Origin of the sequence: Geothrix alkalitolerans, from assembly GCF_022808885.1 — a bacterium.
Lineage (GTDB): Bacteria > Acidobacteriota > Holophagae > Holophagales > Holophagaceae > Geothrix > Geothrix alkalitolerans.
Map to the genome: position 1 here is coordinate 533,274 of NZ_JAKZLE010000001.1, position 13,799 is coordinate 547,072.

The window sequence follows — 13,799 nt, forward strand, 5'->3', positions numbered from 1 at the left end:
CCACTGAAGGGAAAGATCCACGCTTCGTCTACCCTGGACGAAGGGACGCCCGCGACCCTGGAGACCTCATGAACCCTGCCTGGCCCTGCCTTCCCCTCACGGCGCTCGCGGCGTTCTCCCAGGCGGTCCCGGCTCCCGCGCCGAAGTCCGTTCCGGCGCCCGTCCCAGCGCCCGTCCAGGCCACGCCGGATCGCGAGATCACCTTCCCCGGCTTCAACGCCTTCCCCTTGAAAGGCAGCGTCAGGGCCGGTGGGGCGCACCGCTTCTTCGCGGTGATGGTGGCCGGCTCCGGGCCCACGGACCGCGACTGGTCCAATCCCCTGATTCCCGTGCCCAGCCACGGCGGACGCGACCTCGCGGCCTGGCTGCAGGGGCAGGGCATCGGCTCCCTGCGGTACGACAAGCGGTTCATCGGCTCCAAGGATCCGAAGCTCGACATCTCCCTGGACGCCCAGGTGGGGGACCTCAGGGCCGCCCTGCAGGCCGCCCGCGCGCTCCCGGAAGCGAGGGGGAAGAAGCTGCTGCTGGTGGGCCACAGCGAAGGGGCGCTGCTGGCCCTGCTGACGGGCGGGGAGGCGGACGCCGCCCTGCTGCTGGCCATGCCCGGCTTCAGCATGGGCCGCGTGATCCTGGCCCAGGTGAAAGCGCAGCTGGACGCCGCCGGGGCACCCGCGGAGGTGACCCTCGCCAACCTTGGCTTCCTGGAGGCGGCGGAGGCCTCGATCCGCCAGGACAAGCCCCTGCCCGAGGCGGGTCCCCAGGTCGCGCCCGGCGTCCTGCGCCTGGCCCGGGTGCTGGCCCAGCCGGAAAGCCGGGGCTTCGTCCGCGACACCCTCGACCTGGATCCCTGGGCGCTGGCCCAGCGCCTGCCCGTGCCCTGCGCCGTGGCCTGGGGCGACCGCGACGTGCAGACCTGGCGGCCCGATGCGGTGCCGCCGGGCTTCAAGGGCACAGTCATCGAGCTGCCGGAGGCGAACCACCTGCTGAAGCGTGAGACCCGTCCCCGCACCTCGCTGGATGGCCGGTCGGCTGCGTCCGCCTACGGCGACGGCACGCCCCTGGCGGACCTGGGGCCGGTCGCCCGCTGGCTGGAGGGGCTGAAATAGTCTTGGAACGGAGCCGGAAGTCACCTCATCATAGGAAAAGATCTTCGGGGTTCACCATGTTTCCTATCCGGCTCTTTCCGCTGGTGATCGTCCTGTCCGTGGCCCAGGCCACCTATGCCACCGAGTCGTGGGACGCCGCCGCATTGCGGCTCCAGGCCCATGTGGACGCCCGGCAGGGCCAGGGCGCCGTGGTGCAGGTCGAGCGCCTGGATTCGCAAACGGTGCGGGTCCGCCTCAAGACCCTCTGGCCCCGGTTCATGCGCGCCAGCCTCCAGGGCTCGGGGGGCCGGCCGGGCCATCGCCTCGGCCAGATGGAAGGCCGTGGCGGCGAGACGCTCGAGGGGACCGCGCGGATCGAGCCCGGGACCACCCGCCTGGAGGTGCGCCTCCATGGCTCCGACTTCAATCCCAAGATCATGCTGAGGCTCCCGGAGACGGGCCAGAGCGAGGTGGGGGTGGTGCTCGTGGCGGCCAGCCCCGAGGCCAACACTGGGGCCAGCCCGGAGGCCTGAACGTCCTGGATGCCGCGCGGCTAGACTGGACCTTCATCCGTTCGGAGGTCCCATGTTCAGCCTTCAGGGCAAGGTCGCCCTCGTCACCGGTGCCAGCCAGGGCATCGGCGAAGCCATCGCGAAGCGCCTCGCCGCCCAGGGCGCCACGGTGGTGTGCGCGGCGCGCACGCTGAGGAAGCTCCAGGAAGTGGCGGACGCCATCACCGCTGCGGGTGGCAAGGCCGATGTGGTGGTGGCGGACCTCTCGGACGGCGCCTCCGTGCGCGCTGCCGTCGCCACGACGGTGGAGCGGCACGGCGCCATCCACATCCTGGTGAACAACGCCGGCATCACCCGCGACAAGCTGCTCATCCAGATGAAGGAGGAGGACTGGGACGCGGTGATCGACACCAACCTCAAGGGCGCGTGGACGGCCATCCAGGCCGCCACCAAGCCCATGATGAAGCAGCGCTGGGGCCGCATCATCAACATCGCCTCCGTGGTGGGCCAGATGGGCAACCCCGGCCAGGCGAACTACGTGGCCGCCAAGGCGGGCCTCATCGGCCTCACCAAGTCCGTGGCGCGGGAGCTGGCCAGCCGCAACGTGACGGCCAACGCCGTGACGCCCGGCTACATCGAGACCGCCATGACCGCGGGGCTGCCGGACGACGTGAAGGCCGAGTTCACCAAGCAGATCCCCCTGGGGCGCATGGGCACCGCCGACGACATCGCCGCTTCCGTGGCCTTCCTCGCCAGCGAGGAGGCGGGCTACATCACCGGCCAGGTCCTCAGCGTCAACGGCGGCATGCTGATGGCCTGAGCCGACCATGCTCCAACGCGCGAAGGACCTGATCCGCCGCGGCTGGGCCGCCTTCCGATTCCGCCGCCACTGGCCCTGGGTGCTGGTGGCCCTCGGCCTGCCCCTGGCCCTGAAGCCCGTGGACTCGGGCTGCGCGGCCTTCCTGGCCTGGATCGGAGGCCTGGTCCTGCTGGGCCGGGCCCTGCGCTGGATCTGGGACCGGCTGCTGTTCCGGGTGTCCCGGCGGCTCTGGGTGATCCTCGCCCTCATGTCCGTGCTCCCCGTGGTGGCCATGGCCGTGATGCTCATGGCCCTCGGCTGGCTGGGGCTCGGCGCGCAGGTGAGCCGCTCCACCCAGCAGACCCTGGCGGCCTGGGAGGAGGCCCTGCGGACCGCCAACGGCGAGGCCTCCGACGCGGCGGCCCTCCAGGCGCTCCGAACCTACGGGGGCGCCTGGGTGGAGCACACGCGCCAGCTGCCCGAGGGCGTGGACGCGGCCTTTGTGGGCATGGTCTGGGCGGACAGCCATGATGTGCGAGATGGCGCGAGTGCCGAGGCGGGCCGGAAGGACACCTACCTCCGGGCGGTGCGCAAGGAGGCCGGCGGCTACCGCATCCTGTCGCTCAACCTGGGCGTGCTGGGCGACCGGGCCCAGGCCCTGGCCGGGGGCCAAGTGGTATTCCAGCTCACGCCGCGGAAGGAAGGCCGGGCCCGCGACGAGAAGCTGCAGATCAAGGCCGGCGGGCGGCGGAGGGACACGGAGGCGCCCATCCTCGTGGGCCAACGGGAGGCCCTTGCGAGCTGGGCCAAGGGCCAGGCCCTCCAGGGCTCCGGGCTGTTCGCCCCGTTCAACCTGCCGCCCCTGGCCTTCCCCATCGTGGACTGGACCTCGGGCCGGCCCATGGTGTTGACGGCCACGCCGGAGACCAACCTCTACGCCCTGTTCGCCGGCTTCCGCTCCGGCGACCGCCAGGCGCTGTCCGAGGGCACCGTGAAGGCCATCGTCGTGGTCTCCCTGGTGCTGCTGGCCCTGCTCATGGCCCAGGCGGTGGCGGCGATCCTCGGGCTGGTGCTGGCCTGGTCCCTGGGCCGGGCGGTGAACGACCTGCATGGCGGCGTGAGGCGCCTCAGCCTCGGGGACTTCTCCACCCGCATCCGGCCCCGGGGCCGCGACCAGGTGGCCCAGCTCTCCTCCGCCTTCAACGAGATGGCGGGCCGTCTCCAGGCCGCCGCCACCGAGCGGGACGAGCGCCTGCGCATGGAGGAGGAGTTGCGCGTGGCCCGCGAGGTCCAGATGCGGCTGCTGCCGGACCTGGAAGCCCTGCGGATGCCGTCGGTGCGGGCCGCCATCCTGCCCGCCCTCGAGGTGGCCGGGGACTACTACGATCTGTTTCCCCTGCCGGACGGCAGCCTGGCCTTCCTCATCCTCGACGTGAGCGGCAAGGGCACCAGCGCCGCCTTCTACGCGGCCGAGACGAAGGGCGTGCTGTCCGCCCTGGACAAGCAGGCCCTGGGCCCGCTGGAGGTGGCCGACCGCCTGAACGCCATCTGGTGCAAGGGCCACGACCGCCGCCTCTTCCTCACCCTGGCCTACGGCACCTTCCACCCCCGGACGGGCCAGTACCAGTTCGTGCGGGCGGGCCATCCTCCGGCCTTCCTGCGCGGCGCGGACGGCCGCGTGGCGCGCCTCCACCCCCGGGGGCTGGGCGTGGGCCTCAGCGCCACCCGGTTCAAGGCCTCGCTGGAGCTGTGCGACGGCGTCCTGGAGCCCGGCGATAGCCTGATCTTCTACACGGACGGCCTGTCGGAGGCCCAGGCCCTGGACGCCTCCTTCTACGGCGAGGGCCGCCTGGAAGCCCTGCTGGCCGGCCCGTCCGAAGACCTGCAAGCCACCATCCTGGCGGACGTGATGGCCTTCACCCAGGGCCGGCCCCTGGCGGACGACCTGACGCTGCTCATCCTCAAGCGCTGACCAGCCTCAAATACGGATCAGATCGATTCAGCCCTGGGCCGCCGCCTTCAGCTCCCGCACGATCTCCGGGGCCTGGATGCGGGCCCCGCTGAGGGCCTTCGCGAACAGCAGCTTCGCCTCGTCCAGCCGGCCCTCGGCGCGGGCCAGCCAGGCCTGGGCCCGGAGGATGTAGGGCGTCTCCTCGGTGGAAAGGCCGCGGCTCCGGTCCAGCAGGGCCCGGGCCATGCCGCGCCGGCCCTCGCGGGCCATGCATTCCGCCTCCGCCGCCAGGCAGTGCGTCTCCATCAGCGTGTCCGCCAGCTCCTCATGGAGGGCCAGGGACTGCCGGTAGAACGTGCGCGCCGCGTCGTAGCGCCCGGCATCGCGGTTGATCTCGCCCAGGTTGTAGAGGGCGGTGGCCTCCATGGGCTTGAGCTGGGTCTTCCGGGCCTGCTCGAGGCACTGGCGCTCCAGGATCTCCGCATGGTCCAGGTCGCCCCGCGCCTGGGCCACGCTGGCCAGGCCCATGAGGGAGTAGACCAGGCCGTTGTCGTCGCCGATGGATTGGCGAAGCGCCTGCGCCTTGCGGAAGAAGGCCTCCGCGCGGTCCAGGCCGCCCTCCTGGGCGAGGGCCAGGTCGCCCAGATTGTTGGTGATGAAGGACTCGCCCCAGCGGTCGCCGTAGGCCTGCACGGTCTGGAGGGCGCTCTGGTAGCGGGCCTCCGCCTCCTTCAGGTGGCCGCGCTCCTTCTCGATCACCGCCAGGTTGTTGAGCGACCGGGTGGCGTTCAGCTTGTCGCCCAGACGCTGGTACGTGGCCAGGGCCTGCTGGTATTCCGCCTCCGCCTCGGCGGCCTTGTGCTGGCGCTGGAAGTTCACGCCGAGGGTGGCGTGGATCCCCGCCTCGAAGGCCGCCTCGCCGAGGGCCTGGGCCAGCTCCAGGGCCTCCCGGCCAACGCGGTCCGAGGCTTCCCACTGGCCCCGGTCACCGTGCCGCACGGACAGGTAGTGGAGAGCCTTCATCTCGCTGATCCGGTCGCCCTGCGCATGGGCGGACCACCGCGCCCAGTGGAAGACAGGCTCGGGGGGCGCGTCCGCCAGGCGGCTGAGGCAGCGGGCGTAGCCGAGGATGGCCGGGGCGAAGTCGGGGGCCTTCAGCGCGGCGATCTGGAAGGCGGGGGCGGCTTCCTTGAAGTCGCCGCGGTCCATGAGCTCCGCGCCGCGAACGTAGGCATCCATGGCTTCCGGCGCCACGGTCAGCATCGCCTTCGGTTCGGAGGCCAGGGGATCCACGGCCTTGACCAGCGCCGCCGCCACCTTGCGGGCCAGGGGCTGGGACACGGCCGAGCGATCGCTGGCCTCGCGGATTTCCCCGGCGTGGCGGACTTGGCCGGCGGCGTCCCGGAGTTCATAGGCCAGCACCACCGAGCCTCCGCCGCCCGGCGAGAGGGTGCCCTGGAGCACCAGCTGGGCGCCCAGCGCGGAGATCAGGGAGGCCTGGGCTTCCGGCGCGAGGGGCCCACGCGGCGGCAAGCGCAGGGCGGCCCGGCCCCGGGCCAGCGTGTCCGCATCCACGGGGGCCAGCTTGGTGCGGACGCCCAGGGAGGTCTCGATCATCTGGGGCAGCACGAGCTGAGTCATGGAATCCAGCCGGGGATCTCCGGTGGCGTTGGAGAAGGGCAGGACCGCGAGGCGGGCCGGGCGTTCCCGGGTCAGGTCCGCGATGATCCCGCGGGAGGTGAACCAGTTGGCGCCCGCCGCCAGCGCCAGAGCGCCGAGGGCCGAGGCGCCGGCCCAGCGCAGGGCGCTGCGGGGCCGGAGCAGGTCGTCGAGGCGCCGGCCGACCTGGGCGGCGGTGGGGCGCTTGAAGGGGTGCGCGTCGAGCATGGACAGCAGCAGCGTCGAGGTTCCCGAGGGCAGACCCCGGACCTTCAGCTCCTTGTGGTTGCCCCGCACGATGGCCACCATCCGCGCCCGGCCTTCGCCGGGGAAGGGATGCTCGCCGGCCAGCAGCTCCCAGGCGAGGATGCCGAGGGAGAACACATCGCTGGAAGAGCCCGCCGCCTGGCCCTGGATCTGCTCCGGGGAGGCATAGCTCGGGCTGCCCATGAATGCGCCCGCCTGAGTGAGCCGGTCCCAGGAGGGGCTCCCGGCCTCGTCGCCGCCCGGCCCGTCCTTCGCCCGGCGCGCGTCCTCCGCGGCCCTTTCTGCGGCTTTGAGCGTCACCAGCGAGGGCACGCCCTGGGGCGTGGTGCGAGTCTCTCCCGAACCGGCGGGGTCGGCCAACCTGGCCAGGCCGAAGTCGAGCACCTTCACCTGGAGCTTCCGGCTGCCGGGGGCCTGGGCCACCATGATGTTCCTGGGCGTCAGGTCCCGGTGGATCAGCCCCTTCGCGTGGGCGGCCTCCAGGGCGTGGGCCACGGCGCTGATCACCTGCAGCTTCTCGCGGGTGGTCAGCTCCGGCCCGGCCTGGTCTAGCGTCCGCCCTTCGATGAGCTCCATGGCGATGTAGGTGCCGCTGGGGTTCTCCACCCAGTCATGCACCTGGCAGACGTTGGGGTGGTTGAGCTGCGCCAGGGCCAGGGCTTCGCGGCGGAAGCGCTCCGGCGCCGTGGCTTCGCGCTCCTGCCCCGAGCGGAGGGCCTTGAGGGCCACGCTGCGCTCCAGGGTGGGGTCCCAGGCCTGGTAGACCTCGCCCATGCCGCCCGTGCCCAGCAGGGCCTCCACCCGGAAGCGGCCCACCTGCGTCCCGGCGTCGAGGATCCGCCTCTTGGAAGAGGGTGCGGACTCGGCATCGATTTCATTGGACATTTGAGCACCGGCGAATTTTTTTTACGTTATCACGCGACGCGGTCCAGGGCGCATAAACGTGGCCTCCATTTACAGGCCTATCGGCGCCTCCGCCTGACAAACGGCTTCAAAAGCCTCCACGAAGGACACGAAGGGCGCTCCTAGAGCGCGGGAATCCCACGAATGGGCCTCGACCGACCTCGGGCCGAAGGCCCGGATGCCCCGTGCCGCAGGGCTGGTGGCTGCCTTCGTGGCCTTCGCGTTCTTCCTCGTGTCCTTCCTGGAGATCCTTATCGGGTTGAGCTCTGCCGAAGTCGGCCTAATCCAGCCGCGCCTTCCGCTCGCCGTCCTGCCAGCGCAGGCGGAGGGCCGCGCCCGCGGGCAGGGTCTGGGCCGAGGTCACGGGGCGCCCCTCGGCGTCCAGGGCCAGGACGAAGCCCCGCTGGAGGGGCCCGGCGGGATCCAGGCCCCGCAGCCGCTCCGCCAGCACGGCCAGGCGCTGGTCCCGGCGTTGGCAGGCGCCCAGGACGGCCGGCACCAGGCGGCGCCGGGCCTCGTGCACCCGGGGCAGGTCCAGATCGCCAGCGGCGCGGCCAGCCGCCTGGCCCAGGCGGTGGCGCAGGAGGGCCAGCCGCGCGCCGGCGGCGTCCAGCCCGCGGCTGGGGTGGGCCAGGGCCAGCCGCTGGCCCAGGGCGGCCAGGCGCGTCCCGCCCGCGGCCAGCGGTTCCGCCCGCTGCAGGCCGTGGTCCACCAGCAGGTTCAGCGTGGTCTCCAGGCCCCGCAGACGCCAGGCGGTCCTGGCGGCCAGGGCCTCCACACGCCGGCGCAGCTCCGCGGCCAGGGCCGCGCGGTCCGGCGTGGCCAGCTCCGCCGCCTGGCTGGGCGTGGCGGCGCGGCGGTCGGCTGCCAGGTCCACCAGCGTGGTGTCGATCTCGTGGCCCACGCCGGTGATCACGGGGATGCGGCAGTCGGCCACGGCCCGCACCAGCTCGGGATCGTTGAAGGCCCAGAGGTCCTCGAGGCTGCCGCCGCCCCGCACCAGCAGCAGGGCCTCGCAGCCCCAGTGGGCATCCTGGAGCTCCTGGATGGCGAGGAGCGTCTCCGGCACGCAGCGCTCGCCCTGGGCCGCCGCCGGGGCGATGAGCAGGTGGATGCCCGGGGCGCGGCGGCTCGTCACCTCCAGCACATCGCGCAGGGCCGCGCCGCCCAGGGCCGCCACGATGCCGAGCTTCTCGGGGAAGCGGGGCAGGGGGCGCTTGGGCCGGTCGAAGAGGCCCTGGGCGCGCAGGTCCGCCTCCAGCGCCCGCAGCCGCGCCTGCAGGTCGCCCACGCCCGCGGGCTCGCAGTGCGTGACCGCCAGCGTGATCGTGCCGCCCGCCACGTAGAGGTTGAGGCTGCCCTTGAGCACCACCCGCTGCCCGTCCGCCGGCTTGTGCTGGAGGAAGCGCTGCTGGCTAGCCCACACCGCGCAGGAGAGCGCCGCGCCCTCCTCCTTCAGCGTGAAGTACCAGTGCTTCCCCGAACCCCGGAAGTTCGACACCTCACCCACCACGCACACCGCCGCAAACGGCGGCTCCAGCCGGGCCTTGACCTGCTCCAGCAGGCGCTTGACGGAGAGAGGGGCGTCCACGCTGCATGATCGCATGGGAAACAGAAAGCTGTGTTCAGCCACGGGTACACGCAGATGGGGTGATCCGCTCAGCGCCAATGCCCGGGGGATCTTCCGACCGATACAAGTTCGCCGAGCCGGCGAAATTCCTCGACGGCAAGAATCTGCTCCACCAGGTGAGTGAGACATCCGCCGGCCTGGACCTGCACCCCAAGAAGGTCAATCCCATCACCATGGGCCACGCCTTCGAGGAGCTGGGATGCCGATCTTCCTTGAAGAGATTGCCTCATCCACCTGGGCCGGCCGCAGGCCGATTCCGGCTGTGCCGGAAGTCATGGGGGGCGGGGCAGGGGATCCTCTTTTCATCACTGGAATCACTGAAATCGGTGGCAAAAAAGCATTGGCCGATCGGTATTCCTGGTCGTCGAGTTCATGGCCCGTGGCCGTGCCCTCTCTGGACACGAACTGTCCATCGCGGCAAGGTAGGGTGATCATGCCTGATCTTCAGGTCATCATTCATTCTTCCAAGGCGGAGCCCCATGCGCGTGACATCCTCCCTCCTTCCGGCCGCCGGCCTTATGGTCCTTCTCGCCTGTGGCGGCGGGGGCGGGGGCACCTCCGCACCGCCTCCGCCGCCGGCTTCCGCGGGGGCCTTTGAAGGCCCCTGGAACGGCACCCTCGTGTCCAACACCGGCGGGAGCGTGTCCGCCACGGCCCTCCTGCTCGCGTCCGGCGAGATGCGCTACGTGGCCTCCAACGGCATCCAGGCGGTGGGCACCCTTTCGGCCACCGGCAGCAGCGCCGCGGGCTCCGGCACGATGTACGCCCCCACGGGATATGTCTTCCCGGGGAACGTCGCCTCGCTGAGCTACACCATCCACGGCTCGGGCACGGGCGGATCCGTGCTCTCCGGCACCTACACGAGCGCCTACGACAGCGGGACGTTCGCCTTCGCCTACAACGCCGGGGCCAAGTACGCCTCGCCGGTGGTCCTGGCGAACGTGGCGGGAACCTACGCCTCCACCGCGACCAGCTCGGGCTTCCCCATCAACGGGCGGCTCACGTCCACCGGGGCCCTGAGCGGGTCTGACGCCTTCGGCACCCTGACCGGCACGCTGACGGCCGTGGATCCCGCCAAGAACGCCTTCCGCGTAAACGTGACCTACACGCCCACAGGCCAGGCGGGTCGCACCTATGCCGGTCTGGCCTTCTTCGACTTCAGCTATTCCCCCGTGCGCCTTCAGGTGCAGACCACCGGCGGCGCCGGCCAGTTCGCCGCGGAGCTGCAGCTGGTCGGGCCCTGAGGGGCCGGATCGAGAGAGAGCATCGAAGAGATCGCTGGACACGGAAGCCACGGAACCAAGCCGGAAGGCGCGGGAAAAGGGCGGGCCCCGGGCGACGAGGGCCACGGCACCTTCTGTGTCCTTCGTGGAAATCCCTGCCTTCCCGTCTCCAGCAAGAATCTGGGGTTCCACCGGCGCTTGGGGGGGAACATCGCAGGGGCGTCTTTTTTCGAAGGATTCCGCCACGACCAATTACCTCGTCTTACAATGCTCGGATCCCCCAACCTCAGAGGTGCACCGATGCCCGGACGACCCTTCCTTCTTTCCCGGCTGGCCCTGACGCTCGCGTTCTGCGGCGTGGCGCAGGCCCAGACGAAGCTGCTGCGCTTCCCGGACATCCACGGCGACAAGGTGGTGTTCACCCACGGCGGCGACCTCTGGAGCGCGTCGGCCACGGGCGGCACGGCCACGCGCTTGACGGCGCACCCGGGCCTGGAGCTATTCGCGAAGTTCAGTCCGGATGGGAAGTGGATCGCCTTCACGGGCCAATACGACGGCGATGAGCAGGTCTATGTGATGCCCAGCGGAGGCGGCATTCCGCGCCAGCTCACCTTCGATCCAGCCGCCGGGCCGCTTCCGCCCCGGGGCGGCTACGACCACCAGGTGGTGGGCTGGACGCCGGACGGCTCCAGTGTGCTGTTCCGCGCCGGAAGCGACGCCGATGGTGTGCTGAGCCGCACGGCCCTCTACACCGTGAGCCTCAAGGGCGGCCTGCCCACCCGGCTGCCCATGCCCACGGCTGGCCCGGGCGCCTACTCGGCGGACGGCACGCGCCTGGCCTACGCGCCCATGTTCCGCGACTTCCGCCACTGGAAGCGCTACCAGGGCGGCTGGGCCCAGGACCTCTACGTCTTCGACTTCGCCACGAAGCAGCAGAAGAAGATCGCCGCCAGTCCGCGCACCGAGCGGGACCCCATGTGGATCGGCGACCAGGTGTACTTCGCCTCGGACCGGGACGGCACCCTGAACCTCTACTCGGTGGATCCCGCCACGGACGCGGTGAAGCAGCTCACTTTCCAGAAGACCTGGGACGTGCGCTGGCCCTCCAGCGACCGGCAGTCCCGCATTGTCTACGAGCTCAACGGCGAGCTGCGCGTGTTCAACGTGAAGGAGGGCCGCGACCAGGGGCTCTCCATCACCGTGCCCACGGACGGCGGCGCCTCGCGGCCTGCGCGCATCAGCGTCGAGAAGAACATCGAGGGCTTCGCCCTCTCGCCCAAGGGCGAGCGGGCCCTCTTCGTGGCCCGGGGCGACGTGTTCACCGTGCCCATCGAGAAGGGCCCCGTGCGCAACCTCACGAACAGCTCCGGCGCCCATGACCGGCTGGCCCGCTGGTCGCCGGACGGCAAGACCATCGCCTTCATCTCCGATCTGAGCGGCGAGGACCAGGTCTACCTCGTGGCCCAGGACGGGAAGGGGAAGCCCGAGGCCCTCACCAGCGGCCTGGTGGGCCAACTCAATGGGCTCACCTGGGCGCCGGATGGCAAGCACCTGGCCTTCACGCACAAGGACGGCGTGGTCTACGTGCTGGGCGTCCAGGACCGCAAGCTCGCCCAGGCCGCCAAGGACATCTTCGCCCGGGTGGGCGACCTGGCCTGGTCGCCGGACGGCCAGTTCCTGGCCTTCTCCCTGGCCAACCTGAACGGCACGCGCAGCCTCCATGTCTGGGGCCTGGCGGATCAGCAGCTCCATCGCCTCACCGGCGAGCTGTTCACGGTGGCCGATCCCGCCTGGGACCCCGAGGGCAAGTACCTCTACACCCTCAGCCGCCGCGACTACGCGCCCCAGATCAGCAACCTGGAGTTCGACTTTGCCGGCAACCGCAACACGGACATCGTGGCCTACGCCCTGACGAAGGCGGTGCCCCATCCCTTCCCGCCGGAGAGCGACGAGGTGGGGGCGGCGCCGGAGAAGGCCGCACCGGAAAAGACCGGGCCCGAGAAGAAGGAGGAGGGCGGGAAGAAGCCTGAGGCCGCGAAGGCCCCCGTTGCCGTGCGCATCGACTTCGACGGCTTCGAGCAGCGCGGCGTGCGCGTGCCGGTGCCCGCGGACAACCTGGGCGGCCTGGAGGTGATCAAGGGCTTCCTGCTCTACAGCAAGGCCGAGCCCTTCGTGTACGGCGAGGCCAATGGCCGCCGGCCCGGCGGCGGCGCCCTGTGGATCTTCGACCTGAAGAAGCGCCAGGAGAGCGAGCTGCTGGCGGGCGTGCAGGGCTGGGTGCTGAGCCAGGACGGCGGCAAGGTCTTGGCCCGGGCCGGGCAGGGGCCCGCGGCCTCGTACCAGCTCATCGACGCCAAGCCCAAGGCCACGGAGAAGAAGACGGTCTCCACCAAGGAGCTCACCGTGGACCGCATCCCCGCCGAGGAGTGGCGCGAAGTCTACGACGAGACCTGGCGGCGCTTCCGCGACTTCTTCTACGTGAAGAACATGCACGGCTACGACTGGAAGGCCCTGCGCGAGCAGTACCGGCCCTGGCTCCAGCACGTGACCCACCGCTCGGACCTGACCTACGTGCTCACGGAGCTCATCTCCGAGCTGAACATCGGCCACACCTACACCGAGGGCGGCGACCAGTTCCTGCCCGAGCGCGCCAAGGTGGGCCTGCCCGGCGCCCGCTTCGAGCTGGATGTGAAGGCCGGCCGCTACAAGCTGGCTCGCATCTACCGGGGCCACAACGAGGAGCCCAAGTACCGCAGCCCCCTCACGGAACCCGGCGTGGACGCCCGCGAAGGTGACTACATCCTGGCCATCGACGGCACGGAGCTGAAGGCCGACGACAGCCCCTACCGCCTGCTGCGGAACAAGACCTTCCCCGTGACGCTGACGCTGAACGCCAAGCCCAGCCTCGAGGGCGCCCGCCAGGTCACCTACCAGCCCATCCAGAGCGACACCAGCCTGCGCTACCTGGACTTCGTGCTGCGCTCGAAGGAGACCGTGGACAAGCTCAGCGGCGGCAAGGTGGGCTACCTCCACATCCCCGACATGGGCGGGCCCGGCCTGTACGAGTTCATCAAGTGGTACTACCCTCAGATCCGCAAGGAGGGGCTCGTCGTGGATGTCCGTGCCAACGGCGGAGGCAACATCAGCCAGATGATCCTGGAGCGCCTGGGCAAGAGGCTTCTCGGCACGCGCTTCGGCTATGCGGGCGAGCACCCCACCACGTACCCGTCCACCGTGTTCCACGGCCCCATGGTCGCCCTTGTCAGCGAGACCAGCGCCAGCGACGGCGACATCTTCCCCTACCACTTCCGCTTCGCAGGGCTGGGTCCCCTCATCGGCAAGCGCACCTGGGGCGGCGTCGTGGGCGGCGGCAACTCGCCCCTCATCGACGGCGGCAGCGTCTTCGTACCCCAGTCCGGCACCAACGCCCCCACGGGCGAGTGGATCATCGAGGGCCAGGGCGTGACGCCTGACATCGAGGTGGAGAACGATCCCGCCTCCATGTTGGCGGGTCGGGACCTGCAGCTGGAGCGGGGGGTGCAGGAGGTGTTGAAGCGCATGACGGAGACCCCCATGCACCTGCCGAAACGCCCGGCCGATCCGGTCAAAGTGAAATAGGTCTGGTGGTCTAACCGCCTCATTTGGTGCCGATAAAATCCACTTTAAAAGATGTAGCCACAAGGGCCGGGATCTGAACGATTCCGGCCCTTGTGGCTCAAAAACGTTTTTGGCTTGGTGGTCAGACCGACCCCAGATACTGTTTGGCAACC

General features: G+C 70.6%; 8 protein-coding genes. 6 read left to right on the plus strand and 2 right to left on the minus strand.

What is annotated here, in order from left to right:
- Positions 1 to 68 precede the first annotated feature (68 nt).
- Genes MLJ35_RS02410 through MLJ35_RS02425 form a run of 4 tightly spaced genes read left to right on the plus strand, consistent with a single transcriptional unit; the run spans position 69 to position 4,368 of the window.
- The gene (locus tag MLJ35_RS02410) at positions 69 to 1,106 is read left to right on the plus strand and encodes an alpha/beta fold hydrolase (RefSeq protein ID WP_243382693.1); all 1,038 of its coding nucleotides are present in this window, start codon (positions 69 to 71) and stop codon (positions 1,104 to 1,106) included.
- Between the two features lie 56 nt (positions 1,107 to 1,162).
- A complete protein-coding gene (locus MLJ35_RS02415; protein ID WP_243382694.1) occupies positions 1,163 to 1,618 on the plus strand; it encodes a hypothetical protein in 456 nt (151 codons plus the stop codon).
- Positions 1,619 to 1,670: 52 nt separating this feature from the next.
- Positions 1,671 to 2,417, plus strand: a complete 747-nt coding sequence (fabG, locus tag MLJ35_RS02420; RefSeq protein WP_243382696.1) for a 3-oxoacyl-[acyl-carrier-protein] reductase — start codon at positions 1,671 to 1,673, stop codon at positions 2,415 to 2,417.
- Between the two features lie 7 nt (positions 2,418 to 2,424).
- Positions 2,425 to 4,368, plus strand: a complete 1,944-nt coding sequence (locus MLJ35_RS02425) for a PP2C family protein-serine/threonine phosphatase (RefSeq protein WP_243382698.1) — start codon at positions 2,425 to 2,427, stop codon at positions 4,366 to 4,368.
- Positions 4,369 to 4,395: 27 nt separating this feature from the next.
- On the opposite strand, the gene MLJ35_RS02430 is transcribed toward MLJ35_RS02425, so the two are convergent.
- Complete coding sequence (locus MLJ35_RS02430) at positions 4,396 to 7,158, minus strand: serine/threonine-protein kinase (RefSeq protein WP_243382699.1); 2,763 nt, start codon at positions 7,156 to 7,158, stop codon at positions 4,396 to 4,398.
- Between the two features lie 298 nt (positions 7,159 to 7,456).
- On the minus strand, positions 7,457 to 8,782 hold the full coding sequence (gene xseA, locus MLJ35_RS02435; RefSeq protein ID WP_243382701.1) for an exodeoxyribonuclease VII large subunit: 1,326 nt from the start codon (positions 8,780 to 8,782) through the stop codon (positions 7,457 to 7,459).
- Between the two features lie 503 nt (positions 8,783 to 9,285).
- On the opposite strand from xseA, the gene MLJ35_RS02440 reads away from it, so the two are divergent.
- A complete protein-coding gene (locus tag MLJ35_RS02440; protein ID WP_243382703.1) occupies positions 9,286 to 10,050 on the plus strand; it encodes a hypothetical protein in 765 nt (254 codons plus the stop codon).
- 279 nt (positions 10,051 to 10,329) lie between these two features.
- Complete coding sequence (locus MLJ35_RS02445) at positions 10,330 to 13,647, plus strand: S41 family peptidase (protein WP_243382705.1); 3,318 nt, start codon at positions 10,330 to 10,332, stop codon at positions 13,645 to 13,647.
- The last annotated feature ends 152 nt before the right edge of the window (positions 13,648 to 13,799 follow it).